Genomic DNA, 25,151 nt, shown 5'->3' with positions numbered 1-25,151 from the left:
TCCGGCCGACAGCGTCAGATAGTGGCGAGCCGCTTGGTCAGCAGCTTTTCGGTGACCTGGAACGTCCGCTCGTTGTCGACATCGATGGCGCAGTGCCCGTGGCTCATTTCGATCGGCACCATGGCGAAGCCGAACCGGCGCGAAACCTGCGCGAAGAGCTTTTCCTTGGTGCCCCAGCCGAGGAAGAAGCGGATCAGATTGATCACGCCGAAAGCCTTGGCGATGCGCTTCGGGAACTTCACGAACTGCCCGCCGCCGCGCATGATCTCGGCCGCCGCGAGCGCCTGCGGGGTGCCGATCCAATAGGCATTGCAATTCGAATAGCCGCCATCGGAAAATTCGTAGAACTTCTTCTGCCCTTCGGGGTCTGCGGCCTGCACGTCTTCCTTGTGCGCCAGCGCAGCCGCAGCGCCCGCACCGCTGGCGATTGCCTTGTCGGCGAATTCGGTAAAGTCCTCGGGCAGCCACAGGCAGTTGTCGGCAGTGGTGATGAGGATCGGATAGTCCGCACCCTCGGCCCCGGCAAAGACGCTGTCGACGAGATTGAACGCGCCCGGTTTGAACACCAGCCGGCCTTCGGCCTGGAGCTTGGCGATCGAGGGAATGGCGGCGATCTCGTCAACCTCATGCGCCACCACGCGGATTTCGCCGATGCGCGGGCTCGCGGCGACATTCATCACCACGCGCTCGACCATCGGCATGCCGCCGACGGGAACGACGCATTTCTGGGCCACATTGGCGCGCTCGGCGAGTGGATCGAGCACGCCCGAACGCTTGCCCGCCATGATCAGCGCGGTGACCTTGCCATTGTTGTCGTGTGTCATGGGCGCGCAAATAGGGCCGAACGGCGCGGTTGTCACTGCCGCGCGCTTAAGGCACGGGGATGGCGTGCGAATTATCTTCTCCCGCAAGGGGTTCGACAGCGCTTCGGGCGGCGGACCGTCGCCAATCGTGGGCGGGCGACCGGTCAGCTTGCCGATCCCTGCGGGCACCGCCTCGCGCACCAGCTATGGCGATCTCGGGCTGGGCGAATTGGCAGCGCGGGCCAGCCGCGGGCGTGTCGATGCAAAGACATTGTGCCACCACGACCCGATGTTCCTCGCCGATGGGACCTGCCTGTTCGGCCAGTGCGGCGCGGCGCAGACCCATCTGGCGAACCGGGGTGTGGGGCCGGGGGATGTGTTCCTGTTCTTCGGCCTGTTCCGCGAGGATCGCGGCGATCTCCACCACCGGATATTCGGCTATCTCGAAGTGGCCGAAATCACCCATCTTGCGCAGGGTGCACCCGACTATCTGGTCGCGCGCGGCCATCCGCATGCGCTGGCGCTTCATGCGCGCAACGACGTGATCTATGCGGGGCCCGGCGTGGAAGCCCGGCGGGCGAGCAATGCGCTGCGGCTGACGGCGCCCGAAGGCCCACCATCGCTATGGTCGCGCCCGGCGTGGTTGAAGCGCGGCGGGCTGAGCTATCACGACCGCGCCGACCGCTGGCTGCGCGGCGGTCGGCTCAAGAGCGTTGCGCGCGGGCAGGAATTCGTTGCCGATATCGGCCGCCGCAATGCCCCGCGCGAATGGCTCGCGCGGGTGCTGGAAGAGATCAGAGCGTCTTGATGATCGCGCTGAAATCGAGCCCGGCATTATCCTCGGCGAATTGCTCGTAAAGCTCCTTCGCGTGGCGACCCAACGGGGTCGAGGCATCGGCGGTCTCGGCCGCTTCCATCGCCAGCTTGAGATCCTTGAGCATCAGTCCGGTGGCGAAGCCGCCCTGGTAGTCCTTGTCCGCCGGGCTTTCGACGCCGACGCCGGGCAGGGGGGTGTAGGCATTGAGCGACCAGCAATAGCCCGAGGACTGCGAACTGATCTCGTAGAATTTCTGCGGATCGAGCCCGAGCTTCTCGGCCATCTTCATTGCCTCGGCGGTGCCGATCATCGAGATGGCGAGCAGCATGTTGTTGCAGATCTTGGCGGTCTGGCCCGCGCCTGCATCGCCCGCGTGGATCACCGCCTTGCCCATCGCGTTGAGCACCTCTTCGGCGCGCTTGAACGCCGTTTCGGTGCCGCCGACCATGAAGGTCAGCGTGCCGCCATTCGCCGCAGCGATGCCGCCCGAAACCGGCGCATCGACCATGTCGTAACCGGCGGCTTCGGCCTTGGCGATGACCTCCTTCGCGGTGGCGACATCGATGGTCGAGCAGTCGAGCAGCACCGCGCCTGCGGGCGCCTTGCCGATCACGCTGCTTTCGTAAACCGACTTCACGATCCCGCCATTGGGCAGCATTGAAACCACCGCATCGACGCCTTGTACGGCCTCGGAAGCGTCGGTGAAGGGCGTGCAGCCGTTGTCCTTAGCTGTCGCGAGTGCTCCTTCCGAAAGGTCGAAGGCGTTCACGGCATGCCCCGCCTTGACGAGGTTGGCGGCCATCCCGCCACCCATATTGCCGAGGCCGATAAAGGCGATTTTCATGATCTATCCTCTCGCAAATTGCTGTCCCCTGGCGACATTCGGGCGACAAAGGCGACAGTGTGTCGCCCCAATCCAACATCGCAAGATGCTGAATTCTGGTAGATTTTTGGGGCGAAGGCGACAGCTTTGCCAATATGACGCCCCCCCCGGTCCAGGTGGCAACCGCCCCGCCGGAAACGGGCTTAACAGTTTCGCGGGGGCGTAGGAAAGCGGTGCTTTCGCACCAGTGGCTTACCGCCCCTTCCACTTGCCTTCGCGCTTCTCGACAAAGGCGGCCATGCCTTCGGCCTTGTCCTCGCTCGCAGCGAGGATCTGGAAGATACGGCGTTCGATGATCAGGCCCTGGTCGAGGCTGGTTTCGAAGGCCGCATTGACCATTTCCTTGTTTGCGATCGCCGCCATCGGCGGCATGCTGGCGATCTGCGCGGCGGTCTTCAGCGCTTCGTCGAGCAGCGTGTCATGCGGCACGACGCGCGCGACCAGATTGCTGCGCTCGGCTTCCGCGGCGTCCATCATCCGGCCGGTGAGGCACATCTCCATCGCCTTCGACTTGCCGACCGCCCTGGTCAGGCGCTGCGATCCGCCCATGCCCGGCGCAACGCCCAGCTTGATCTCGGGCTGGCCGAACTTGGCGTTTTCGCTCGCGATGATGAAATCGGCCATCATGGCGAGCTCGCAGCCGCCACCCAGCGCGAAGCCATTGACCGCCGCGATCCACGGCTTGCGCGTCTTCTTGACGATCTCGCTGGTCCAGGGGCTGAAGAAATCCTCGAGGTAGAAATCGGCCGCGGCCTTCTCGCTCATTTCCTTGATGTCCGCGCCCGCGGCGAAAGCCTTGTCGCCCGAACCGGTCAGGACTGCACAAAGCTGGCTCTTGTCCGCTTCATAGGCGGCGAAGGCCTCGGTCAATTCCTTCAGGATCGTGCTGTTGAGCGCATTGAGCGCCTTGGGACGGTTGAGCGTGATCAGCGTGACCGCGTCCCGCTGTTCGACGGTGATGGTTTCGTAAGCCAATGTTCTCTCCACGTCTCTCCTGCGAAGGCAGGAGCCTAGATGACTTGTCGGCCGCGCGGAACCGCAACGGCGTATGGGCCCCTGCCTGCGCAGGGGCGACGAATATCACCGTTCGAGCGGCGTCCATTCCTCGCCCTCGGGAAGCGGGGCGAAGATGCTGTCGATCAGTTCTTCGCTTACGTCCTCGGGGGTTGCGGGGTTCCACTTCGGGTCGTTCGTCTTGTCGACGATCACCGCGCGCACGCCCTCGGCGAAATCGGGCCGGGTCAGCACGCGGCTGGCGATGCGATATTCCATGCGCATGTTGTCGGCGAAGCTGCCGAGCTGTTCGCTCTCGCTCAGCTGGCGCAGCGCGACCTTGCAGGTCTGCGGGCTCTTGCCGCGCAGCGTGGCGAGTTCCTTCGCCGCCCATTCGCTGTCGTCTGCCTCGAGGCTGGCGAGGATGTCCTCATAGCGATCCGAGGCAAAGTGCTTCTTGATCAGCGCGGCATTCTCTTCCAGCCGTGCGGGCGGCGCGGTGGTGGAAAGTTCGGACAGGATCCCGCCGATCCGGTCGGGATGCTCGATAATCCGCGCCTTGGCTTCGGCGAGTTTCTCAGCCGGCAGGTAATGCGTGGCGATACCCGCCCAGACGCATTCCGCACCGTCGAGCCGCGCACCGGTCAGCGCGAGGAACTGGCCCAAGCGCCCGCCCAGCCGCGACAGGTGCCAGCCGCCGCCCACATCGGGGAACAGGCCGATGCCGCTTTCGGGCATGGCAAAGCGCGTGTTCTCGGTCGCGACGCGATATTTGCACGGCAGCGCGATACCGACGCCGCCGCCCATGGTGATGCCGTCCATGAAGGCCACGATCGGCTTGCCGTATTCGAACATCTGGTGGTTGAGCCGGTATTCGTCGTGGAAGAACTCGCGGCCGCTTTTCCCGCCATCGTTGAGCGCGGAATGGCGCAGCAGATTGATGTCGCCCCCCGCGCAGAAGCCGCGCCCCTCGGCATGGTCGAGGATGACGGCCTCGACGCCGTCGTCGCCCGCCCAATCGGCGAGCGCCGCGCTCATCGCATGGCACATGTCGAGCGTCAGCGCATGCAGCGCCTTGGGGCGGTTGAGCGAGAGATGGCCGGTGCGGCCATGGGTGTGGGTGTGAATGTCGACGGTTTCGGTCATTGGCGCAGCATCTCCCGGCCCACGATCATGCGCATGACCTGGTTGGTGCCTTCGAGGATCGAATGGACGCGCAGATCGCGCCAGAAGCGTTCGATGGGGTATTCTTTCAGATAGCCATAGCCGCCGAACAATTGCAGCGCATTGTTGACGACATTGCTGCCGCTATCGGTCGCCAGCCGCTTGGCCATGGCGGAGAACTTGCTCTTGTCGGGCGCGTTGTCGGTGACCTTCGCGGCCGCGAGATAGAGCAGCGCGCGCGCCGCTTCCAATTCGGTCGCCATGTCGGCGAGCATGAACTGCGTGTTCTGGAAATCGGCGATCGCCTGGCCGAACTGCTGGCGTTCCTTGGTGTACTTCACCGCCTCGTCGAGACAGCGCTGCGCCCCGCCGAGCGAGCAGGCGCCGATGTTCAGGCGGCCGCCGTCGAGCCCCATCATGGCATAGCGGAAGCCGTCGCCTTCGGGGCCGACGCGGTTGGCGACGGGCACCCGTGCATCCTCGAAGATCAGCTGCGCGGTCGGGCTGGCATTCCAGCCGAGCTTCTTCTCCGGCTTGCCGAAGGACACGCCGGGGGTGTCCTTGTCGATCACCAGGCAGGTGATGCCCTTGGTCTTGTGCTCGCCCGTGCGAACCATGGTGACATAGACGTCGTTGAAGCCCGCACCCGAGATGAACTGCTTGGTGCCGTTGAGCACGTAGTGATCGCCATCGAGCCTGGCGCTGGTCTTGAGCCCCGCTGCGTCGGATCCGCTGCCAGGTTCGGTCAGTGCATAGCTGGCGATCGTGTCCATGGTGACGAGCTCGGGCAGGTAGCGGCCTTTCAGTTCCTCGCCCCCGAAACGGTCGATCATCCAGGCGGCCATGTTGTGGATCGAGATGAACGAGCTGGTCGCAGGGCAGCCATAGGCCATGGCCTCCATGATCAGCGCCGCTTCGAGACGCCCCAGGCCGATACCGCCGGCTTCCTCGGACACATAGATTGCGCCGAAGCCGAGCTCCGCGCTCTGCTTGATCACATCGACCGGGAAATGCGACGTCTGGTCCCATTCGCCGGCATGCGGAGTGATGTTGTCGGCAGTGAAGCGCTGCGCCACTTCCTGTATCGCGAGCTGCTCTTCGGTAAGCTGGAATTGTCCTGTCATGGCGGGTGACCTAGCGGTGGTGAGGGGGCGTGAAAAGGGCTGCTGCGGTCAGCCTTCGATGATTGCTTCGGCCTCGATTTCGACTTTCCATTCCGGTCGGCAGAGCCATGCCACACCTGCCATCGTTGCGGTGGGCGGGGCCTCGCCGAAGAACCGCGCGTGGACTTCGCCGACCGCTTCCTGATCGGCCGGATCGGTCAGCAGCATCCGCGTGCGCACAACATCCTTCGCGCTTCCGCCCAGTTCCTCGATCGCGCGCAGGATGAGCACGAAACAGCGTTCGGCCTCGGCCGCGGCGCCGCCCGGGGTGGAACTGCCGTCATCTTCGATCGGTCCGGTCCCGGCGACGAGGATGCGATTGCCGTCACGCACCGCGCGGGCGAAGCCGAACCGCGCTTCGAACGGGGAGCCGGTGAAGGCGCGGCGGCGCGTCATCCGCAGGTGATCTCGGTGATCAGCCGTGCTTCGTCATAGCGCACGTTTACCCGGTTGGTGCGGTAATCCATCGTCCATGCCGAATTGGGCGGGCCCCAGCGCAGCACTTCGGCGCCGCTTTCCGCCAGAATCGCGGCGCCTGCTTCCTCGGTCGCTTCACGGCCGACATGCGCCTGCGCCGGGGCTGCGTCGCAGGCCCCGAACATGGCGTCGCGAGGCGGGGCGGGCGGTGCGGGTGCGGGTTCGGAATAGCCGGTGCAGGCGGCCAGGGGCAGGGCAAGTGCGGTGAAGATCAGGGTACGCATGGCAACACTCCTATTCGCATTTCTTGAGCGGCATCGGTTCGAATTGCTCTTCCCCGACAGGCGCGGACGTCAGCGTGCGTCCACCGTCCGTCAGGGTGAACTTGCGCGCCATGTCCCATGTTTCGCCTTCGCCTTCCATCGCCAGCGAAACGACGATGTCCTGCGGGCTGCCGACTTCGACCCCGGTCACATCGCCATGCGATTCGTAGAACTGCATGGTCTTCGGCCCGATCTCGACCCGCATGTCGGAAGCCGGATCGCAGCTTCCCTCGACATAGTCCCACACGCCGCGGAAAGCGGCGGGGATGGTTTCTGCAACGACGCGTCCGGGAGGTCCGGCGCCGTCGCCGATCCCGCCATCGGGTTCGACCGGCATCATCGTTTCGGCAGGGTCGGGCGCGGCCGCCTCGTCCGCGCCGCCCGAACAGGCCGCGAGCAGTACCGCGAGCGGCAAGGCGGCGGGGAACAGTATGCGGTTCATCGTTTCTCTCCCAAGTTCGCCTGGCGCGGCGCTTACCCCATAGTAGGGATGACGAAGGCGTTCGATCCGTCGCCGCCGCCATCGGGCCAGCGCTGGGTGACCTTCTTGGCCTTGGTCCAGAACTTCAGGCCTTCCTGGCCATACTGGTCGGTGTCGCCGAAGCCCGAACGTTTCCATCCGCCAAAGCTGTGATAGCTGACGGGGACGGGAATCGGAACGTTGATCCCGACCATGCCGACATTCACCCGGTGCGCGAATTCGCGCGCCGCATGGCCGTTGCGCGTGAAGATGGCGACGCCATTGCCATACTGGTGCTCGCTCGGCAGCCGCAGTGCATGCTCGAAATCGTCGGCACGCACGATTTGCAGGACGGGTCCGAAGATTTCCTCGCGGTAGCTTTCCATGTCGGTGGTTACGCGGTCGAGCAGCGTCGGGCCGACGAAGAAGCCCTTCTCGTGCCCCTGCAGCGTGAACCCGCGGCCGTCGATCACGACTTCGGCGCCTTCCTGTTCGGCGGTGTCGATCCACTGTTCGATCCGCGCCTTGTGCTCGGGCGTGACGACGGGGCCGTAATGCGCGTCGGGATCGGTCGAAACGCCGATGCGCAGCGCATTGATCGCGGGGATCAGCTTTTCGCGCAGCCTCTCGGCGGTGTCCTCGCCCACGGGCACGACCACCGGCAGCGCCATGCAGCGTTCCCCCGCGGAACCGAAGGCGGCCCCGGCGAGATCGCCCACCACCTGGTCGAGATCGGCATCGGGCATAACGATGCCGTGGTTCTTCGCGCCGCCCATCGCCTGGACGCGCTTACCCGCAGCGACGCCGCGCTTGTAGACATAATGCGCGATGTCGCTCGACCCGACGAAGCTGACCGCGGCGATGTCTTCATGGTCGAGGATGGCATCAACCATTTCCTTGTCGCCATGGACGACCTGCAGCAGTCCCTCGGGCGCGCCCGCTTCGACGAACAGTTCGGCAAGGCGGATCGGCACGCTGGGATCGCGTTCGGACGGCTTGAGGATGAAGGCGTTGCCCGCCGCGATCGCCATGCCGAACATCCACATCGGGATCATGGCGGGGAAGTTGAAGGGGGTGATGCCCGCGCCGATGCCCAGCGGCTGGCGCATCGAATAGACATCGATGCCGGGGCCCGCGCCCTGCGAATATTCGCCCTTCAGCGCCTGCGGGATGCCGCAGGCATATTCGATGACTTCGAGCCCGCGCTGCACGTCGCCATGCGCATCGTCGACCACCTTGCCGTGCTCGCTGGCAAGCAGTTCGGCCAGTTCCTGCTTGTTGGCTTCGACCAGCCGTTTGAATTCGAACATCACCCGCGCGCGGCGCTGCGGGTTGGTCGCCGCCCATTCGGGCTGGACCTTCTTGGCGGCGGCGACCGCGCGGTCGAGCAAGGCGGCGTCGCCCAGCGGAACCTCGGCCTGGACTTCGCCCGTCGAGGGGTTCCAGATCTTGTGGGTGCGGGCCGCGGGAGCGCTCGCTCCGCCGACGATGAAATGGTCAAGCTGACGCATGAAAGTTCCTCTCTTTTCTTTGCAACGGCCCATACGCGCGCAAGGTCCGAAAGCAACCGGTATCGGGTGAAACCTTTGCCGCGCGCGGCTAGCCGACCGCCGCCATCATCTGCGCGCACAGGATCGCGCCATAGGTCCCCAGCGCATAGCCCAGCACGGCCAGCAGCACGCCGACCGGGGCCAGCGCGGGATGGAATGCCGCCGCCACCACCGGCGCCGACGCGGCACCGCCGATATTCGCCTTGCTGCCCACCGCGACGAAGAAGAACGGCGCCTTGATGAGCTTGGCCACGCCCAGCAGCAGGACGACGTGGAACAGCATCCAGATGAAACCGATCGCCATGAAAGCGGGCGCATCGGCAATCTTGGTCACGTCCATCCGTGTGCCGATCACCGCCACCAGCAGGAAGATGAACAGGACGCCGAACTTGCTCGCGCCGATACCTTCGAGCTCGCGGGCGCGGGTGAAGCTGGCGGCCAACCCCGCGGTGGTAGCGATGACCACGACCCAGAAGAATTCGCTCGCCAGCGTGGCGTCCTCGCCCTGCATCGCGGCGAACCAGCCGCCCAGCCAGCCGCCGAGCAGATGCGCGAGCCCGACGATGGCGAAGGTCACGCCGAACAGCAGAACGTAGTCGTTCGCCTTGGCGACGCGTTCGATGCTCGCGGTGTAATCGGCCATCGTGTCGCGCAGCCGGGCAATCGACGAACTGTCCGCGCCCAGCCATTTGTCGACGCGCTCGTGCGCGCCCGCGCCATAGAGCAGGAACACCATCCAGATCTCGGCGACGATGATGTCGACCGCCAGCAGCGCGGCAAAGCCTTCGAGCGGGTAGCCATAGACCTCGAGCATCGCGGTCTGGTTGGCGCCGCCGCCGATCCAGCTGCCCGCCAGCGTCGCCAGCCCGCGCCATGCGGCGGTGTCGCCCGCACCGATAATCGAAGGTTCGAACTGCGCCACGATCCACAGCGCCAGCGGCCCGCCGAGGACGATGCCGACGGTCGCGGTCAGGAACATGACGATCGCCTTGCTGCCGAGGCCGAGGATCCCCTTGATGTCGATCGACAGTGTCATCAGGAACAGCGCGGCAGGCAGGAAATAATCCTTCGCCACCGGCCACAGATTGCTTTCGGACACATCGATCAGCCCGAAAGTCGTCATCAGGCTGGGGACGAGATAGCAGACCAGGATGATCGGCACGAAGACGTAGAAGCGCTGCCAGCCGGGTCGGTCGCGCGTGGCGAATACAAAGCCGAGCACCAGGGCGAGCAGCCCGAGAATAATCCTGTCGTCGCTGATCATGGCGTGATGAAACCCGTCCTTCGATATCGGTTTGCGCGCGGCCTAGCGCGGCGGCCGGGGAAAGCCAAACGTCGTGCCGGACGGCTTCGCGATACGCGTGCCTACCCGTTCCGGGTGCAAGCTAACGCATGTCAGTCTCGGATCAACGAGCGCGCAAATGCGTTGGGCCGGTAGTGATACGCGCGTCCGATCGGGCGCGTGGTTGCATACGTGGGGCTGGCGCGGCGCGCGGGCCCTGCGGCCTTCTGTTGGGCTTAAACGCGAGGTTTCCGGTGTTCACGCAACTCAATCCACCGCTTCCGGTGCTGGTGACCGACAAGGGTGCGGGGCTGGCCTTTGCCGTGATCGACTATGGGGTCGAACACAATCTGATCTGGGTCACCGCGCTCGACGGGTCGGGCGAGATCTGGTGCGCCCCCAATCCCAAGGTTCGCCTGCAAGCCAATTGGTCGATGGGCCGCACGAAGGACACCAGCCTTCAATTCGTGCCCGAAGGAGTGTCGTCGCAATGAAACCCGGCGTTCTGGCGGTCGACGATAGCGTCGCCCGCGATATCGAAGCACAGTTCCGCGCGCATATCGCCGATACGGCGTTCCCCTGCGTCGGTGCAAAATCGGCCCAGGCGCGCGACCTGCTCGACGTGCTCGTCGCGCACGACATGCGCAGCGGCTGGGACGATCTGCGGATCCACGACCGGCTGATCGAATGGGCCGAGCGGTATCGCAACGATCCCGAGGGCCTGCGCAGCATGGCGGTGGTGTTCGAGCAACCCGGCTCGCTCGACGAGAGCGAATATGAAAGCCTGTTGTGGGAACGGCTCCAGTCCTTTGCCGAAAAGGACAAATGGCTCGGCCAGAGCTACGACCCCAGCGTCAGCCCCGATCCGACCGATCCGCATTTCTCGCTCAGCTTTGGCGGCGAAGCCTATTTCGTCGTCGGCCTGCACCCGCATGCCTCGCGCCCGGCGCGGCGCTTTGCCTATCCGACGATGGTCTTCAACCTGCACAACCAGTTCGAAGCGCTGCGCGAGGACGGGCGATATGAACGCATGCGCGAGGCAATCCTCGAGCGCGACCGCACTCTGGCAGGCGATATCAACCCGATGCTCGCCCGCCACGGCGAGAGCAGCGAAGCGCGTCAATATAGCGGACGGGCCGTCGATGACGACTGGACCTGCCCGTTCCGCGATCCCCGAATGGAGAAGCAATGAACCGCATAGAACCGCGCAGCGGCGTGGCGTTCGAACTGCCGAAAGGCGCGCAGCTCACCGTCTGCGATCCCGAAGGCAGCCAGGTGTCCGACCTGCTGGCCTATAACGCGCACGATGTCCGCGAAGTCATTTCCAACGGCCGCACCTTCGATTATGAAGAGACGATCCGGCTGGGCCGGGGGCACCGCCTGTGGTCGAACCGGTCGAACCCGATGCTGTCGATCACGTCGGATACGGTCAAACGGCATGATTTCCTGCTGACCCCGTGTTCGGAAGACACTTTCAAGCATTTCTATCCCGACAAGCCGCTCCACCGGGGCTGTTTCGGCAATCTGGCCGAGGCGCTGGAGCCCTATGGTATCGGGCCGGACGATATCCCGACCGCATTCAACCTGTTCATGAATGTCCCGGTCGATGGCGACAGCGGTGTGCTGACGGTCAAGCCGCCGCTGAGCGAGCCGGGCGATACGATCGTGATGCGGGCGGAGATGGATTTGATCATCGGCCTTACCGCCTGTTCGGCCTACGATTCCAACGGCGGATCGTTCAGGCCGATCGACTATGAGGTGAGCACGAGTGGCTGATGCGCTCAATCTCTGGTCCGGCTGGCCCCGGATGCTCGAAATCGCCGGCAATGCCTTTCTCTTCTACGTCCTGATCATCATCATGGTGCGCCTGGTCGGCAAGCGCACGACCAGCGAGCTCAACAATTTCGACTGGATCATCAACGTCGCGGTCGGCAGCCTGGCTGCGAGCGGGATCCTGCTGCGCAATGTCGCGACGCTCGATGCGGTGACCGCGATCATCGTGCTGGCAGCCTGCCAGTATCTGACCACGCGGATGGTCCAGCAAAGCGAGACCGCCGCCGCCGTCGTCAAGGCCGAGCCGACGCTGCTGACGCACAAGGGCGACTATCTGCGCGACGCGATGGAGCGTACGCGGATTTCGGAGGAAGAGATCAGGTCCGCGCTTCGGCAGAACGGCATCACTGCCAACGCCGATGCCAATTGGGTAGTGCTCGAAACCAATGGCGAGCTGTCGGTGATCCCGCGCCAGGATGTGCGCTGGGGCGATGCTGAGGCATTGTCCGACGTTCACTGCCCGGATGACCTGAAAGACTAGTCCCAGTCTTCCTTCACCTTCAGCGGTCCGTCGCCATAAAGGTAATCGGGGTCGAACTGCGCATAGCGTTTCAGCGCGGCCCAGTCGTTGGTGTACAGATCGCCGCGCCGGATTTCGGCGATACCCAGCTCGCGCAACTTGCCCACGGCGCGGTTCGCGTGGATCGCGCTCACCCCGCACATGTCGGCCATGTCGAACTGGGTGAAGGGGGTCCGCAGCGCGCGCGTCACGCCGCGCCCGACCAGCTCCAGCCGGGTATGCAATTCGGCATAGAGATGCGCAATGCGCCGCGGCGCGTCGAGCTGCTCCAGCGTCTGGATCCATTTGCGATGGATCGCGGCGTCGAGCAGCGTGGCAAACCACATTGCCCGCGCCACGCCCGGCCGATCGCGCATCACCGTGCGCAGCGTCTCATGGCTGACCGAACCCACCTTCACCTTGCCCGCGGCGTCGATATTGTGATCGAGCCGCTTGAGCGCAAAGCCGTGCAGGTCGACGAAGTCCCCCGGGACATGGACCCCGGTGATGAACCGCTTGTTGCCGCTCTCGATGGTGCGGAAGATGTATCCCTCGATCAGGATCGTGCTGCGATCGGTCTTGATTCCGCGGGACAGCAGACGCGCACCGTCGTCATGCTCCTCGACGCTCTCCACCAGCCCCTCGATATATTGCAGATCGTCGAGGCTGAGGTTGTGACGCAGGCGTCCGGCGAGGAAATTGCCGGTCAGGGGGAAGCTTGCCGTTCCCAGGAGTTCGGTGGTCCCGTTCATCGCGCGCGGTAAAGCAAGTCGCGCAAACACCGTCTATTAACGCATGTTAGCTTTCTGTTCTTTTTGCGCCCCGGCATCATTTTTCGTCCGCTTGCGCGGTCAAGACCCGCGCGGTTGCTTCCTGGACCCGGCGCAGGGGATGCGCGCAATGCGGGGTGAAGTCCGCGACCTTTCCGCCGGCGCCATAGCCCCAGTTTGTGAGGCGCCCCGCGAGGTCGCCGGTCGCGCGGTGTGCGGCTGCGTAGTCGGCATTGCCATCGCGCAGTGCGATGCCGGGGTCGTGATCGGCGAGGTCGAGAAAGGCGAACAGCGCCTGCCGCGTAACATCAGGGCGGGCGACGAGATCCTCGTAGCGAATGACCAGCGAGGCATGCAGGTATGGCAGGTCTGCGGCCACGAGATCATAGGCATCGAGCGCATAGCGGATGAGCGCGTCCGGTTCGTGATCGACCCATTTCGCCAGCGCTGCCGCCATCATTTCGGGATGGCGCAGGATCACGATGAATTGCGAGGTGGGAAACAGCTGCTGGTACAAGCGCATCCGGGTCAGGTTCACAGGCGATTTCTCGAGCCACCAGGGCTTGCCCCGGTCCAGCCATGGCGACCAGTCCGACAGCATACGCCGCTGCGTTTCCAGCGTATTCCAGCGCGACCTTTCGGTATGATGCTGGCGCGGGTCGGTCGCATAGTGCCCCGGCCGTCCATCGCATGCGGTATGCGAGATACCGCCCTGCAGATAGCATCCCTCGTTCTCGGGCACCGGCGCGCCTTCGATGCCGCCGACCGCCGGATGCGCGCCGAGAATACGCGCCAGCAGGCTCGTTCCGGTCCGATGCAGCCCGGCGACGAACACGAAGCGATTGGGGCGGTGGCTCACGCGAATTCGCGCAGCGACAAGGCGCCGTCGCCATACAGGTAATCGGGGTTGAAGCCGGCATAGGCCTCCAGCCTTGTGCGGTCCGCAATCCGTACCTTGCCGCGCTGGAAATCGGCCAGGCCGTTCTTCCTGAGGTCGGCCAGCGCGCGGTTGGTGTGGATCGAGGTCGCACCGCACATATCGGCAATGTCGCTTTGGCGCAGCGGGGTCTCGAAGCCATCGGCATAGCCGATGCCGACCATTTCGAGCCGGCGCCAGATTTCGGCGAAGATATGCGCAATGCGCTTGGGAGCGGTGAGCTGTTCGAGCTTCATGATCCACTCGCGATGCATCGCCGCGTCGAGCAGGGTCGAGAACCAGAACAGGCGCGCCAGATGCGGGCGGTTCGCCATCACCTCCGCGATCGCCGCATGCGGCACCTGGCCGAGTTTCACCGAACCCACGCAATCGATGTTGTGATCGAGCCGCTTGAGCGCGAAGCAATGCAGGTCGACGAAATCCCCCGGCACGTGAAAGCTCACCGCATAGCGCCGGTCCTCGCTTTCCAGCGTGCGCAGGACGAAGCCGTCGATCAACAGCGTGGAGCAATCGCATTCTTCACCGCGCGCGATCAGCCGCTCGCCGTCCTGCAGCGTCAGCGTCCGCGCGACCAGACCTTCGAGTTCGGACTTCTCGGCATCGGTCATGTCGTGCCGCAAGCGCCCGGTCAGGAACCGTCCAGTCTTGGGATAGCGGTCCAGCTCGTCGGTGAGCGCCATCGTGTCCTCCTGTCGACAAAATGCAATGCCGTGTCCGCCGTTCCGGTAGCACATTGCATAAATGTTAGCTTTGCCGAAGCGCGGCTCATGGTGCGTTTGCCTGTCATGTCTTTCAACAGCCCGATCCGCCCATGAAAATCGCGGTCCTCGCCCATATCCGCCATGCCATCGCCGAACCCTTCGGCGGCGGGATGGAGGCGCATTGCGACATGCTGTGCCGCGGGCTACGCGCAGCCGGGCACGAGGTCGATCTCTTCGCCGCCGAAGGGTCGCATGACGAGAATCTGGTACCGATCTGTGCGGCGCCCTATGACGAGGTGCTGCCCTGGCGCGTCTATCGCGGCACCAGCGAACTCGCTGCCTACCAGCGTGCCGCCTTCGAGCGCGTGCTGCTGAAGATCGGCGGGGGCGGGTATGATGTGGTCCATAACAACTCGCTGTTTCCCGAGATCATCGCCTGGTGCGCGCAAGCGGGAATTCCCTGCGTAACCTCGCAGCATGTCCCGCCCTTCGGGACGATGTTCGATGCCGTGGAAGCGGCGCGCGCGCAGCCGAATATCGGCTTCACCGTGACCTCGCGCGATCAGCAATCCCTATGGGCCGACCGCGGGTGTCCCGATCTCGAGGTGATCCCCAACGGCATCGATACTGACCGCTGGGTGCCCGCGGGTGAGCCGGGCGACTATCTGACATGGGTAGGCCGCATCGTCCCCGACAAGGGACTGGCCGAAGCGATCCAGGCGGCGCGCAAAGCGCGGGCACGGCTGAAGATTTTCGGGCCGGTCGAAGATGCTGCTTATTTCGCCGCCAAGGTAGAACCGTTCCTCGACGGGGGGATCGAATTTCACGGACACCGGTCCGCCGAACACCTGCGACAGGAAGTCGCGCAGGCCCGGGGCGCGCTGGTCACGCCCTTGTGGGACGAACCGTTCGGCCTGGTGGCGGCAGAAGCACTCTCCTGCGGCACGCCCGTCGCAGGGTTCAATCGCGGGGCGCTGTCCGAAGTCGTCGGAGACTGCGGGATCCTGGTCAAAGGCGGCGATGTCGGCGCGTTGGCGCATGCCATCCGGCGGCTTGGTTCGATCGATCGCGCCGCGTGCCGCGAACGGGCGACCAGCATGCTCTCGATCGAAGCGATGATCGCAGGCTACGAGCGTTGCTACGCCAAGGTCATCGCCGGGGCCCGGCTCGCTTCCTTGCCGCGGCTCGCCTGGGCCTCGAGCTCTTCGAGCACGACCGAACTGCTCGCATAAGGCTGGTGTTCCTGCTGCCGGGTGAGTGCGAAATGCGCTTCGCCCGGTTCGCGCAGCTTGATCCAGCCGCCGTTTCCATCGGGCTCGATCAGCCCCATGAGGCGGAACGCGCGAAGCCAGTGCTGCATCGTCGGCTCGCCCCATTTCTCGGCAAAAACCTGCGCATTGGCGACCACGCTGTCGAGATGGTGCACCGGCGGCATGTGATGCTTGTGATATTGGTGATAGGCCTTCGCCCCGCGCGCCCACCACAGCGGCACGTCATGCGCCGCAATCGTGCGACCGAAATCGGTATCCTCGCCGCCATAGCCGACATAGCGCGGATCGAACCCGCCGAGGTCGCGGAAGGTTGCGGCGGGCAGCGCAAAATTGAGCGACCAGAAGCAGCGGTAGTCGCCGCAGTGCCCGACCATCCCGCGCGGCGGACCGGCGCGGTCGCGATGCGTGACCGCGAGCTGTTCGAACTGCGCATAGTCGATACCCTGCTCGGTCGCGCCCTGCGGGAGATAGCCGACCTCGCCCATCAGCACGCCTTCGTTGAAGGCAGAGGCGGCGGCATAGTCCTCGATCAATCCCGGCGCGGGGATGCAGTCGACATCGAGGAAGATCAGCAATTCGCCGCGCGCATGTTCGGCGGCGGTGTTCCTCGCCTCCGCGAGGCAGATGCCCTGGCTCCCCAGCAATACCTGCCGGACCGGGAAGCTTGTGCTCGGAAGATCGTAGCGGTTGTCCTGCATGACCGCGACCACCAGTTCGCAAGGCGGGCGGCGCGAATGGTTCAATCCGCTGACCAGATTGCGCAGATGGTCTTCGCGCCCATGCGCGAGCGTGCATACCGATATCTTCATGCCACGATCTCCAGCGCGGGCTTGCCTTCCGTCCCCTGCCACAGCTCGGTCGCGAGACTGTCGAGCCAGGCCGCTGCGGCCTGGGCCGGGCGTGGTTCGATGATCGCCCGCTGCTGTTCGACATCGATCAGCGCCGCGGCCGTCCACAGCCGCTCCCATGCGGCGGGGTGCGAGGGCCAATGGCGCGATACCGCTGCGAGCCCTTCGCGATCGAGCACTTCGGCCTTGCAGAACTGCTCGTCGAAATAGCGCCATTCGGGGATGACCACCCAGGGCTTGCCCGCTGCCAGCACCATATGGACGGTGGTATTTCCGCAGGACGAAACGACCCGGTCCGCCGCGGCGATCCAGTCGCGCGGGTTTTCGACCCAGCCGCGATGGTCGAGATTGCCCGGCGGGGTTTCGTGCCATTCGCTGCGGACCTTGCCGATGGTGATCCAGCGGGCCTCGGGCTCGGCGCGCGCGCCCAGAGTCAGCGGCGTTGACGGGGTGCCTTCCCCGCCGCCGCCGGCGATGACCAGCACGATCTCGTCCTCCTCGCCCAGTCCGAGCTTGCGCCGCGCCTCGCGCTTGGTGGGGAACGGCGAACAGTCGATCCCCACGCCCGAGGCATAGTGCGTCTTGCGGCGCAGATAGGCTGGGCGGTCGTGCTGTTCGATCCGTTCCGAATAGGGCGCCAGCAGGCCGACCGCGCTGTCATAGGCCGCGAGATGCCCGGCATCGCCGCGCTCGCCATGCTGGAGCACCGCGACATGCGGCACCGAACACAGCCGCGCCAACTGGCCCAGTTCGGCGGAGACATCGGTCACGAAGAGGGCGGGGCGGGCCTGCGCAAACCACCCCGAAATCGCGCCAAAGGCATCGGTAATCGTCGGCCAGCCGAGCGGGGCGCAGTGAACCGTCTCGGGCATCGGGAGCGCGGCCATGGCGGGCGCTTCCTGCCCGGTGGGTTCGAATAGCGAGGGGATTTTCCGAATTTCGATCCGCTTGTCGAGCGCGGGGAAGATGTCGTCCCGCGCGCAGAACAGCCTCACACCGCGCGACCCGATCAATTCATTGGCGATCGCCGCCGCGCGCTCGGCATGGCCGCGCCCCTGGTGATGGACGAAATAGCCGATGGGTCCGGTCATGCTCATGCTGAAATCCTCGTATCCCGGCGTTCGCGAAGCCGCTGCGCGCGGTGCTGTGCAAGAATGCCCTCGAGCGTGCCGGCTGCGTGGCTGCGCCGCGCCAGATAGACATTGGGGCGCCTCGCCAAGGCGGCGATCTCCGCCGCGTGATTGCCGACCATGATCGCGTTCTGGCAGGCGGTCAGCATATCCTCGTCATTGCCGCTGTCGCCGGCCGCAAAGACCTGTTCGACCGGCACGTCGAACATGCGGGCAACATGCCCCATCGCCGCTGCCTTGCCTGCCATGGGGGGCAGGACATCGAGCAAGCGGTCGTGGCTGAACACCACGCGCGCCGGAATGCCATGGCTGCGCAGCCGGTCCTCGACCTGCGCCGCCATCCCGGGCGAGCCGGCAAAGTAGCTGCGCTTGAAGGGGCGTTGCTCGTAGCTCGCCTGCGGGATCAAATCCGGCAGATCGCCCAGCGCCTCGTCGATGGCAGTGGGATGCCATTCATAGCCGATGCCGTTGGCATAGTCGGTGTCGAGCACCAGATCGCCGCCACGTTCGACATAGATTTCGGTGCCGACCGAAGTTATCCAGGCGCGCGGATCGGGCAGCTTCCAGTCGCGCACCAGCCGCCGCGCTTCCACGATCGAGCGACCGGTGGCGATCACGAAGCCGAACTGCGCCTGCCGCTGGAAGAACTGGCCGATGCGCAGCGCGCCGCGGTCGCACCCGGTCAGCGTGTTGTCGAGATCGCTGACCAGCAAATGGGCAGGTCTCGGGCGCAGCGCGGTGGCGGGCGCGGTGACCTGCCTGGCGATTGCCATGAAGCCGCCCGCATAGGCATCCCAGTTGACCTCCCGGCTGTTGGCCTGTCCATTGTGCGAGCAGGTTTCCCACAGTCGGCGATCGGTCACCAATCGCTCGATCGCCTCGGCGATTTCGTTTTCGCTCCCCGGGTCGACCAGCAAGCCATGCTCGAGCTCGCCGACGATGTCCTGCGGGCCGCCGATTTTGGTGGCGACGACAGGCACGCCGTGCGCGGCTGCCTCGACCAGTGTCAGGCCATAGGGCTCCATCAGCGCCGGATTGACGAATACGCCGCGCGTCCGGGCGGCGAGAGTATAGAGTTCCTTGACCTGCTGGCGCGTGTGCGACTTGGGATAGGCGACCTTGCCGTAGAGATCATGGCGGTCGATGGCATCGACGAGACCGCGCAGCACATCCTGCTGTTCCGCTTCGCCCGATTGCAGATCGTCGCGTAGCCCGGCGAGAACCACCAGATTGCACTGTTCGCGCAGCGTAGGCGACTTGCCGAAGGCTTCCACGAGCCGGACGAGGTTCTTCTTGTGGACGGGGCGGGCGATCGCCAGCACCACGGGCTTCATCGGTTCGCGCAGAAACGCGGAAACGAGTTCGATCGCCGACGAAATTTCCCCGCCCGCGGCGCTGTGGTCGATCCCCGGGATCAGGCGATGGATCTTGCCGATCCGGGCCGAAGGATAAGCCGCAAGCTGCCGTTCGCATTCGTCGCGCGACGAACCGATGATTGCCCGCGCACCCGCGATCGCCCGGTCCTCTTCCGCGATCCGCGCCTCGAGCGCGGCGCTAGGAGTATCCATTGCCCGGCGCTTGTCCATGCCGAGAGAATGCGCAGTGTAGATGAAGGGAATGCCCAGCGCGTCTTCGACCTTGCGTGCCACATCCGCTGCATCGGCGAAATGCGCGTGGATGAGGTCGGGCAACCGCTCGCGCTGCCCCAGTTCCGCAATCAGCGCCTCGGTAAAGGCGGCGCGGTCGGCGCTCAGCGCTTCCTTCGCCAGATAGCGCCGGTTGCCGCTGTCGATGCGCCGTATGACCAGCTTGGGACCAAGCCATTCCTCGGCCTCGGCATGGATCGCCCCGAGCCGCGGATCGTCGAACCGCCGTGTAATGATTTCCGCCATTTCCACATCGCCGCGCCGGGCAAGCGCTTCCATCTCGCCCAGGATGTAGGTGATGTGCCCCCCCGTATCTTCGGTGATCCCGTACCGGACCGGCTCGCCTTTCAGGCAGCCGCCGAGTGCGAGCGATACGATATGCAAAACAGGTCCCCTTGATTGGCTTCACCCCGCTAACGGGCGGAGCCCATCGCCGCCTCCCAACCCATCATTGTTTAAGCTGGGAACAGGGGGTGGCCGAAGGGGTTAGCGGCGCCCGGCAGTGTGCCGCGACGAAAGCGCGAGCAGGTCTTCGGGCGTATCGATGTCCGCCAGCGCCGTGGCGCTGGCCGGGGTGATCGCGGTTGCGTCCGGCAAACTCAGGCTCCGCGCACCAGCCTCGCCCTGCAAGGCGCAGAGGCGGTCGAAGACGCTGCGCGGAAAGCCTGCGGGCGATCCTTCGACGCCGCTGGCATAGCGGGTGAATACCGGGCCGACGGATTCGGCCAGCAGGCGCAGATGGGCAGGCTCGACCAGCGGCATGTCGGCCAGCGCAATAACCACGCGCGAACAGTGCTGTGCAGCACGCACGCCCGCTGCAATCGACGTCCCCATGCCCTCGGCGGCACGGTTATTGATCACCGCATGCCAACCGCTCCGCGCCGGGATGGCCGAATGCGGGCCGCTGACAAGGTATCGCTGCGCAAACCCGGCTTCTTCCGCCGCCAGCGCGACCCACGACCATAGCGGCTGGCCGCGGAAGTCCTGGGTGAGCTTGTCGCGGCCGAACCGCTGTCCCCGGCCAGCCGCGAGCAGGATGAAGCCCACCCCGGGGTCAATCGGCGGCACGCAATCGCTCATATTCGGCAACGATCTCCGCCAGCGCGGACAGCGCCAGCGTGGTGGGCGACTTGCACGAGGGGATCAGGCCGATCGGGCTGCGAATGGACGCGATGGCCTGCTCGTCCACGCCGCGCGCGGCGAGCGTCAACGCGCGTTCGATCCGCGCATTCTCGCCGCCCTGCGCGCCGATGTAGAATGCCTGCCCCGAGGTCAATTGTTCGAGCAGTGCGGCTTCCCATTCGTGATCGTGAAACAGGAGCAGCGCGGCGGTCCAGCGATCAAGCGTGACATGCGGCGCGGGCGAGCCGAGCGTAAGGTCGTCTTTGCGATGTAGCTCGACATGCAGTCCCATTGCGTCCCCAAGCCGAGCAAAGGCGTCGAGCTCTGGCCCCTCGCCGATAACCGCGATCTTGAGACGCGGGTGATAGCGACGCTCAGCCAGCGGGGACGGGGATGGCAGCGGGAGTATGGCCGGGCGGCGGCTGTCGAGCATTCGCACGATCTCGCGACATGCGAAGCGGTCGGGTGCAGGATCGAGCAGGATATCCAGCCCGCCGCCGCACGGCAGGCGAAAATCCACCATCGCCGAACCGCTTCCATAGCGGATGACGCGCGGGCCCGCTTGCCCGCGCAGATCGCTGGCGAGTTGCGCTTCGAGACAGCCATCGGACAGGCTGCCTACGGTCGTCCCATCGGAAAGCACCGCGAGTTGCGCGCCCAGCCGCCGCGAAAAACTGCCCTCGATCCCGACAATGGTACACAGCCCGACGCCGGGCTCGCAGGCTGCGACTAGCGCGGCGTGATCCTCGTCGATATCCTGCCGAATTGTCCACTCGGCCCGCATCAATCGGGCATGCACGCCAGCACGCGGTCGGGGGTCATCGGATAATCGAACAGCCGTGCGCCGCTGGCGTGGTAGATCGCATTGGCAATCGCCGCCGCGCCGCCGCACATGCCCAGCTCGCCAATGCCCTTGGCCTGGATCGGGCTGGCCGCGGGATCGCGTTCCTCGACCATGATGACCTCGAGATCGGGCACGTCGCGGTGTACCGGGACATGGTATTCGGCGAGATCGCAATTCCCCAGATGGCCATCGCGCGGATCGAATTCGAGCGCTTCGGTCAGCGCCGCCCCGATGCTCCAGGTGATCCCGCCGAGGCATTGCGAACGCGCGGTCTTGCGGTTGAGCACGCGGCCGAAACCGAACGCGCCCAGCATGCGATCGACGCGGGTTTCGCCGGTATAATGGTTGACCCGCACCTGTGCGAAGAAGGCGCCAAATCCCGCCGCGGTAAAGTCGTCTTCGATAGCGCCGGGTTCGTAATGGCCTTCCTGTGCGAGGTCTGCACCACCCAGCAATTGCACCAGTGTCTGGCCGCCGACGACCTGACCATTGGCGAGATCGAGCTCTGTCTCGGCCACGCCGACACGCGACGCCAGTTCCTCGCGCAGCGCCTTGCACGCCACATAGACCGCCGAACCGCTTGAAGACGCGCCCCAGCTGCCGCCCGAACCCGGACCGCGCGGGTGGCGTGTGTCGCCAAGGTCGACCAGCACGTCGGCGGTATCGAGACCGAGCATCTCGCCTGCGATCTGGGCGAGGATCGTATAGGTCCCGGTGCCGATATCGGTCATGTCGGTTTCGACCAGTGCGGTGCCATCGGGCTTGAGCGTCACGCGCGCCTTGGCTTCGCCGACATTGTGGACGCGGGCGGCGCTCGCCATCCCGGTCCCAACCCACCATTCGCCCTCGCGCGTCATGCGCGGCTTGCGCGGACCCGCGTCCCAGCCAAATGCATCGGCGCCCTGCCTGAGGCATTCGGCCAGCTTGTGCGACGAGAACGGCAGGCCCTCTTCAGGATCGTCTTCGGGGATATTGCGCAGCCGCAGTTCGACCGGATCGATACCCACCTCCTCGGCGAGCACGTCCATCGCGCCTTCGAGCGCGGGCATCCCGACCGCTTCGCCCGGTGCACGGACCGAGCCGGCGGTCATAAGGTGGATGCGCGCGACGTTGAGCATCAGCTCGCGATTGTCGGCGCCATAAAGGAAATGCGAGGATTGCAGCACGGGTTCGGCGAAGGTTTCGCCCGGCAGGTTCGAGACCAGTGCCTCATGGCCGAAGCCGGTCAACCGGCCTTCCGTATCCGCCGCCAGCCGCAGGCGCTGGGTCGTTTCGGACCGGCGCATGATGCATTGGAATACCTGCTGGCGCGACATGACGACGCGCACCGGGCGCTGGAGTTCGATGGCTGCAAGCGATGCGGCGACGGTTTCCTCGCTCACTCCCAGTTTCGAGCCGAACCCGCCGCCGACGAAGCGCGAGACCAGCCTGACCTTGTCTTCCTCGAGGCCCAGCGAATCCGCCAGCTCGGTGATATTGTAGTTCAGCATCTGCAGCGATGCATGGACGGTCAGCTTCTCGCCATCCCACTCGGCAATGGCGGCATGCGGTTCCATCGCCGCGGAAGCATGCCCCTTGGTAGTGTAGGTGACGTCGACGCTATGCGCGGCGGCAGACATGGCCTGCGCCAGATCGCCTTGCCGGACGGTCTCGTCCTCCTGTTCCTCCGCCTCGACCTCGGCGGGGAACAGCGGCGCGCCCGGCTCCTCGCGATATTCGACGACGAGATGCTTCGCCGCGTCGCGCGCCTGTTCGAACGTCTCCGCTACCACCAGCGCAATGGGCTGGCCCCAATAGCAGACGGTCTGCGGCGATTGCTGCGGCGCCTCGTTCGCGGTGCCCTGGGCGGCGCGTGTGGTCAGCCGTTCATCGTCGATCACCGCGATGACACCGGGACGGTCCAGCACGCTGTCCTTGTCGATCCGGACGATCTCGCCGCGGGTGATGGTGGCCGTGACCAGCACGCCTTCGGCGCAACCATCCACCGGGTATTCGGCAGCGTAGGGGGCGGTCCCCGTGACCTTGGCCAGCCCTTCGACACGGCTAAGCGGTTTCCCGATCACGCCCTGTTTCATCGAATCCAGCCGGTTGGCGGTATCGGGCTCGTCCTGCTTGAGATGCGCGCTCATGCGGCCTCCTCCGTCGCTTGCGACAGCACCGCATGCAGGGTGCGCCGCGCCAGGGGGATCTTGAAGTCGTTCTCGCCATATCCGCGTGCGCCTTCGAGCAGCACGTCGGCCGCGGCATCGAACAGTTCGGCAGACGGGACCTGCCCGACCAGCGTTTCGGCAATCCGCGGATCGTGCCACGGTTTGTGGGCAAGGCCGCCAAAGGCGAGATTGGCGCGTGCAATCTTGCCGCCTTCCATTTCGACCACTGCGGCGATCGACACCAAGGCGAAGGCATAGGACGAGCGTTCGCGCACCTTGCGGTAAAGCTGCGTTCCGCCAACCGGGCGCGGCAGCGTAACCGCCGTGATCACTTCGCCCGGTTCGAGGACATTCTCGATCCACGGCGTATCACCCGGCAGGCAGTGGAAATCGCGCACCGGGACGCTCCGCCCGGCATCGCCATGGGCAATATGGACCGTCGCATCGAGCGCGCTCAGCGCCACCGCCATGTCCCCGGGATAGGTAGCGATGCACTCTTCGCTGGTGCCGAGGATCGCATGCAGCTTGGCAATCCCGTCGATCGCGCCGCAGCCGCTACCGGGTTCGCGCTTGTTGCACGGCTGGTCGATATTCATGAAATAGAAGCAGCGCGTGCGCTGGCACAGATTGCCGCCGGTGGTGGCCTTGTTGCGCAATTGCTGCGTCGCCCCGGCCAGGATCGCCCGCGCGAGCACGGGATAGTCCGACCGCACCCGCGGGTGGACCGCGGTCGCCGTGTTGGTAGCCAGCGCGCCGATACGCAGCCCGCCATCATCGGTGTCCTCGATCTCCGCAAAGCCCACCCGGTTGACGTCCGCCAGTTGCCCGGGGGTCTCAACCTGCAGCTTCATCAGGTCGAGCAGATTGGTTCCGCCGGCGATTGCGGTGGTTTCGGGTTCGGCGAGCATTTGCGCCGCATCCGCCAGCGTCCGCGCGCGGCTGTACTGGAAGGGCCTCATGTCATCTCCTCCTCGGCCACTTCGCGAATCGCGGCAACGATGTTGGCATAGGCGCCGCAGCGACACAGATTGCCGCTCATCCGTTCGCGGATTTCCTCGTCGCTCAGTCTGATGGCGTTGAGATCGCTGCTCGCATCGCTCGGCCATTCATTCGCCAGCTCCTCGATCATCGCGGTGGCCGAACAGATCTGCCCCGGCGTGCAATAGCCGCACTGGAAGCCATCATGCTCAAGGAATGCGCGCTGCAAGGGCGAGGGCGCGTCGGGCGTGCCCAGCCCCTCGATGGTCGTCACGCTGTCGCCGTCGTGCATCGCGGCAAGCGTCAGGCAGCTGTTGATGCGGATGCCGTTGACGATCACCGTGCACGCCCCGCACTGGCCATGATCGCAGCCCTTCTTGGTGCCGGTCAGGCCGACATCGCGGCGCAGGAAATCGAGAAGAGAGACCCGCGGGTCTTCGGGGATCGGGTGCTGGGTTCCATTTACGGATATTGTCTCGGCCAAGGACGCCTCCTTTACCCGATTAACCCTTTCCGCGCGAAAGGTGTCCGCATTTGAGCAAATTTATGGAATCGCCGAGGCGCGGC

General features: G+C 65.2%; 27 protein-coding genes. 6 read left to right on the top strand and 21 right to left on the bottom strand.

Annotated features, from left to right (window positions below; genetic code table 11):
- Positions 1-14 precede the first annotated feature (14 nt).
- Positions 15-824 (bottom strand): NTP transferase domain-containing protein, encoded by an 810-nt coding sequence (locus tag J2S32_RS07270; RefSeq protein WP_253519517.1) that lies wholly within the window; start codon positions 822-824, stop codon positions 15-17.
- Positions 825-888: 64 nt separating this feature from the next.
- On the opposite strand from J2S32_RS07270, the gene J2S32_RS07265 reads away from it, so the two are divergent.
- Positions 889-1,611 (top strand): hypothetical protein, encoded by a 723-nt coding sequence (locus tag J2S32_RS07265; protein ID WP_253519514.1) that lies wholly within the window; start codon positions 889-891, stop codon positions 1,609-1,611.
- Here the strand turns inward: J2S32_RS07265 and mmsB are convergent.
- The 9 genes from mmsB to J2S32_RS07220 all read right to left on the bottom strand — a co-directional run bounded on the left by mmsB (position 1,598) and on the right by J2S32_RS07220 (position 9,837).
- Positions 1,598-2,464, bottom strand: a complete 867-nt coding sequence (gene mmsB / locus J2S32_RS07260) for a 3-hydroxyisobutyrate dehydrogenase (RefSeq protein ID WP_253519510.1) — start codon at positions 2,462-2,464, stop codon at positions 1,598-1,600. The two genes, J2S32_RS07265 and mmsB, sit on opposite strands and share 14 nt — an antisense overlap.
- A 231-nt stretch (positions 2,465-2,695) precedes the next feature.
- The gene (locus J2S32_RS07255; RefSeq protein ID WP_050600938.1) at positions 2,696-3,478 is read right to left on the bottom strand and encodes an enoyl-CoA hydratase-related protein; all 783 of its coding nucleotides are present in this window, start codon (positions 3,476-3,478) and stop codon (positions 2,696-2,698) included.
- A gap of 105 nt (positions 3,479-3,583) precedes the next feature.
- Positions 3,584-4,642 (bottom strand): enoyl-CoA hydratase/isomerase family protein, encoded by a 1,059-nt coding sequence (locus tag J2S32_RS07250; RefSeq protein WP_253519492.1) that lies wholly within the window; start codon positions 4,640-4,642, stop codon positions 3,584-3,586.
- Positions 4,639-5,784 carry an acyl-CoA dehydrogenase family protein gene (locus tag J2S32_RS07245; RefSeq protein WP_253519489.1) on the bottom strand — a complete coding sequence of 382 codons (1,146 nt, stop codon included), beginning with the start codon at positions 5,782-5,784 and terminating at the stop codon, positions 4,639-4,641. Before J2S32_RS07245 ends, J2S32_RS07250 begins: the two co-directional genes overlap by 4 nt.
- Before the next feature lie 48 nt (positions 5,785-5,832).
- Positions 5,833-6,219, bottom strand: coding sequence for a RidA family protein (locus tag J2S32_RS07240; protein ID WP_253519468.1), 387 nt, complete (start codon positions 6,217-6,219; stop codon positions 5,833-5,835).
- Positions 6,216-6,524 (bottom strand): I78 family peptidase inhibitor, encoded by a 309-nt coding sequence (locus J2S32_RS07235; protein ID WP_253519464.1) that lies wholly within the window; start codon positions 6,522-6,524, stop codon positions 6,216-6,218. Before J2S32_RS07235 ends, J2S32_RS07240 begins: the two co-directional genes overlap by 4 nt.
- A 10-nt stretch (positions 6,525-6,534) precedes the next feature.
- Positions 6,535-7,005: a hypothetical protein gene (locus tag J2S32_RS07230; RefSeq protein WP_253519460.1), complete on the bottom strand. Its 471-nt coding sequence runs from the start codon at positions 7,003-7,005 to the stop codon at positions 6,535-6,537.
- A 32-nt stretch (positions 7,006-7,037) separates the two neighbouring features.
- Positions 7,038-8,534, bottom strand: a complete 1,497-nt coding sequence (locus tag J2S32_RS07225; protein WP_253519457.1) for a CoA-acylating methylmalonate-semialdehyde dehydrogenase — start codon at positions 8,532-8,534, stop codon at positions 7,038-7,040.
- 88 nt (positions 8,535-8,622) lie between these two features.
- Positions 8,623-9,837, bottom strand: coding sequence for a DUF819 family protein (locus J2S32_RS07220; RefSeq protein ID WP_253519442.1), 1,215 nt, complete (start codon positions 9,835-9,837; stop codon positions 8,623-8,625).
- Between the two features lie 272 nt (positions 9,838-10,109).
- On the opposite strand from J2S32_RS07220, the gene J2S32_RS07215 reads away from it, so the two are divergent.
- From J2S32_RS07215 to J2S32_RS07200, 4 genes are read left to right on the top strand one after another with little or no spacing between them, the layout of a single operon-like run.
- Positions 10,110-10,349 carry a hypothetical protein gene (locus J2S32_RS07215; protein WP_253519439.1) on the top strand — a complete coding sequence of 80 codons (240 nt, stop codon included), beginning with the start codon at positions 10,110-10,112 and terminating at the stop codon, positions 10,347-10,349.
- Complete coding sequence (gene gntA, locus J2S32_RS07210) at positions 10,346-11,047, top strand: guanitoxin biosynthesis heme-dependent pre-guanitoxin N-hydroxylase GntA (RefSeq protein ID WP_253519435.1); 702 nt, start codon at positions 10,346-10,348, stop codon at positions 11,045-11,047. The genes J2S32_RS07215 and gntA overlap by 4 nt, the downstream gene beginning before the upstream one ends.
- Positions 11,044-11,631: a DUF1989 domain-containing protein gene (locus J2S32_RS07205; protein WP_253519432.1), complete on the top strand. Its 588-nt coding sequence runs from the start codon at positions 11,044-11,046 to the stop codon at positions 11,629-11,631. The genes gntA and J2S32_RS07205 overlap by 4 nt, the downstream gene beginning before the upstream one ends.
- The gene (locus J2S32_RS07200) at positions 11,624-12,169 is read left to right on the top strand and encodes a DUF421 domain-containing protein (RefSeq protein WP_253519428.1); all 546 of its coding nucleotides are present in this window, start codon (positions 11,624-11,626) and stop codon (positions 12,167-12,169) included. The genes J2S32_RS07205 and J2S32_RS07200 overlap by 8 nt, the downstream gene beginning before the upstream one ends.
- On the opposite strand, the gene J2S32_RS07195 is transcribed toward J2S32_RS07200, so the two are convergent.
- The 3 genes from J2S32_RS07195 to J2S32_RS07185 form a co-directional block, all read right to left on the bottom strand.
- Positions 12,166-12,939 (bottom strand): Crp/Fnr family transcriptional regulator, encoded by a 774-nt coding sequence (locus J2S32_RS07195; protein ID WP_253519424.1) that lies wholly within the window; start codon positions 12,937-12,939, stop codon positions 12,166-12,168. The genes J2S32_RS07200 and J2S32_RS07195 overlap by 4 nt on opposite strands.
- 76 nt (positions 12,940-13,015) lie before the next feature.
- On the bottom strand, positions 13,016-13,816 hold the full coding sequence (locus tag J2S32_RS07190; RefSeq protein WP_253519420.1) for a sulfotransferase family protein: 801 nt from the start codon (positions 13,814-13,816) through the stop codon (positions 13,016-13,018).
- Complete coding sequence (locus J2S32_RS07185) at positions 13,813-14,574, bottom strand: Crp/Fnr family transcriptional regulator (protein WP_253519417.1); 762 nt, start codon at positions 14,572-14,574, stop codon at positions 13,813-13,815. Before J2S32_RS07185 ends, J2S32_RS07190 begins: the two co-directional genes overlap by 4 nt.
- 131 nt (positions 14,575-14,705) lie before the next feature.
- Between J2S32_RS07185 and J2S32_RS07180 the strand changes: the two genes are divergently transcribed.
- Positions 14,706-15,827, top strand: coding sequence for a glycosyltransferase family 4 protein (locus J2S32_RS07180; protein WP_253519414.1), 1,122 nt, complete (start codon positions 14,706-14,708; stop codon positions 15,825-15,827).
- Here J2S32_RS07180 and J2S32_RS07175 read toward each other — a convergent pair.
- The 8 genes from J2S32_RS07175 to J2S32_RS07140 form a co-directional block, all read right to left on the bottom strand.
- Entirely contained in the window at positions 15,734-16,675 is a 942-nt protein-coding gene (locus tag J2S32_RS07175) for a glycosyltransferase family 2 protein (RefSeq protein WP_253519396.1), read from the bottom strand. The genes J2S32_RS07180 and J2S32_RS07175 overlap by 94 nt on opposite strands.
- Positions 16,672-17,805, bottom strand: a complete 1,134-nt coding sequence (locus tag J2S32_RS07170) for a hypothetical protein (RefSeq protein ID WP_253519393.1) — start codon at positions 17,803-17,805, stop codon at positions 16,672-16,674. Before J2S32_RS07170 ends, J2S32_RS07175 begins: the two co-directional genes overlap by 4 nt.
- A 2-nt stretch (positions 17,806-17,807) precedes the next feature.
- Positions 17,808-19,874: an HAD-IIB family hydrolase gene (locus J2S32_RS07165; protein ID WP_253519375.1), complete on the bottom strand. Its 2,067-nt coding sequence runs from the start codon at positions 19,872-19,874 to the stop codon at positions 17,808-17,810.
- A 102-nt stretch (positions 19,875-19,976) separates the two neighbouring features.
- Entirely contained in the window at positions 19,977-20,558 is a 582-nt protein-coding gene (locus tag J2S32_RS07160; RefSeq protein WP_253519372.1) for a nucleotidyltransferase family protein, read from the bottom strand.
- A complete protein-coding gene (locus J2S32_RS07155; protein WP_253519369.1) occupies positions 20,545-21,396 on the bottom strand; it encodes an XdhC family protein in 852 nt (283 codons plus the stop codon). Before J2S32_RS07155 ends, J2S32_RS07160 begins: the two co-directional genes overlap by 14 nt.
- Entirely contained in the window at positions 21,396-23,585 is a 2,190-nt protein-coding gene (locus tag J2S32_RS07150) for a xanthine dehydrogenase family protein molybdopterin-binding subunit (RefSeq protein WP_253519366.1), read from the bottom strand. The genes J2S32_RS07155 and J2S32_RS07150 overlap by 1 nt, the downstream gene beginning before the upstream one ends.
- On the bottom strand, positions 23,582-24,565 hold the full coding sequence (locus tag J2S32_RS07145) for an FAD binding domain-containing protein (protein WP_253519363.1): 984 nt from the start codon (positions 24,563-24,565) through the stop codon (positions 23,582-23,584). The genes J2S32_RS07150 and J2S32_RS07145 overlap by 4 nt, the downstream gene beginning before the upstream one ends.
- Positions 24,562-25,068, bottom strand: coding sequence for a 2Fe-2S iron-sulfur cluster-binding protein (locus tag J2S32_RS07140; protein ID WP_253519360.1), 507 nt, complete (start codon positions 25,066-25,068; stop codon positions 24,562-24,564). The genes J2S32_RS07145 and J2S32_RS07140 overlap by 4 nt, the downstream gene beginning before the upstream one ends.
- Positions 25,069-25,151 lie beyond the last annotated feature (83 nt).

Origin of the sequence: Qipengyuania citrea (genome assembly GCF_024171405.1) — a bacterium.
GTDB lineage: Bacteria > Pseudomonadota > Alphaproteobacteria > Sphingomonadales > Sphingomonadaceae > Qipengyuania > Qipengyuania profunda.
This window is presented reverse-complemented; position numbering and strand designations above follow the sequence as displayed.

Excerpts from the sequence above, each read along its gene's own strand:
- J2S32_RS07150 (WP_253519366.1), bottom strand. The coding sequence starts at position 23,585 with ATGAGCGCGCATCTCAAGCAGGACGAGCCCGATACCGCCAACCGGCTG.
- J2S32_RS07155 (WP_253519369.1), bottom strand. The coding sequence starts at position 21,396 with ATGCGGGCCGAGTGGACAATTCGGCAGGATATCGACGAGGATCACGCC.
- J2S32_RS07145 (WP_253519363.1), bottom strand. The coding sequence starts at position 24,565 with ATGAGGCCCTTCCAGTACAGCCGCGCGCGGACGCTGGCGGATGCGGCG.
- J2S32_RS07180 (WP_253519414.1), top strand. The coding sequence starts at position 14,706 with ATGAAAATCGCGGTCCTCGCCCATATCCGCCATGCCATCGCCGAACCC.
- J2S32_RS07245 (WP_253519489.1), bottom strand. The coding sequence starts at position 5,784 with ATGACAGGACAATTCCAGCTTACCGAAGAGCAGCTCGCGATACAGGAA.
- J2S32_RS07205 (WP_253519432.1), top strand. The coding sequence starts at position 11,044 with ATGAACCGCATAGAACCGCGCAGCGGCGTGGCGTTCGAACTGCCGAAA.
- J2S32_RS07225 (WP_253519457.1), bottom strand. The coding sequence starts at position 8,534 with ATGCGTCAGCTTGACCATTTCATCGTCGGCGGAGCGAGCGCTCCCGCG.
- J2S32_RS07185 (WP_253519417.1), bottom strand. The coding sequence starts at position 14,574 with ATGGCGCTCACCGACGAGCTGGACCGCTATCCCAAGACTGGACGGTTC.
- J2S32_RS07175 (WP_253519396.1), bottom strand. The coding sequence starts at position 16,675 with ATGAAGATATCGGTATGCACGCTCGCGCATGGGCGCGAAGACCATCTG.
- J2S32_RS07170 (WP_253519393.1), bottom strand. The coding sequence starts at position 17,805 with ATGACCGGACCCATCGGCTATTTCGTCCATCACCAGGGGCGCGGCCAT.
- J2S32_RS07250 (WP_253519492.1), bottom strand. The coding sequence starts at position 4,642 with ATGACCGAAACCGTCGACATTCACACCCACACCCATGGCCGCACCGGC.
- J2S32_RS07230 (WP_253519460.1), bottom strand. The coding sequence starts at position 7,005 with ATGAACCGCATACTGTTCCCCGCCGCCTTGCCGCTCGCGGTACTGCTC.
- J2S32_RS07235 (WP_253519464.1), bottom strand. The coding sequence starts at position 6,524 with ATGCGTACCCTGATCTTCACCGCACTTGCCCTGCCCCTGGCCGCCTGC.
- J2S32_RS07240 (WP_253519468.1), bottom strand. The coding sequence starts at position 6,219 with ATGACGCGCCGCCGCGCCTTCACCGGCTCCCCGTTCGAAGCGCGGTTC.
- gntA (WP_253519435.1), top strand. The coding sequence starts at position 10,346 with ATGAAACCCGGCGTTCTGGCGGTCGACGATAGCGTCGCCCGCGATATC.
- J2S32_RS07270 (WP_253519517.1), bottom strand. The coding sequence starts at position 824 with ATGACACACGACAACAATGGCAAGGTCACCGCGCTGATCATGGCGGGC.
- J2S32_RS07220 (WP_253519442.1), bottom strand. The coding sequence starts at position 9,837 with ATGATCAGCGACGACAGGATTATTCTCGGGCTGCTCGCCCTGGTGCTC.
- J2S32_RS07195 (WP_253519424.1), bottom strand. The coding sequence starts at position 12,939 with ATGAACGGGACCACCGAACTCCTGGGAACGGCAAGCTTCCCCCTGACC.
- mmsB (WP_253519510.1), bottom strand. The coding sequence starts at position 2,464 with ATGAAAATCGCCTTTATCGGCCTCGGCAATATGGGTGGCGGGATGGCC.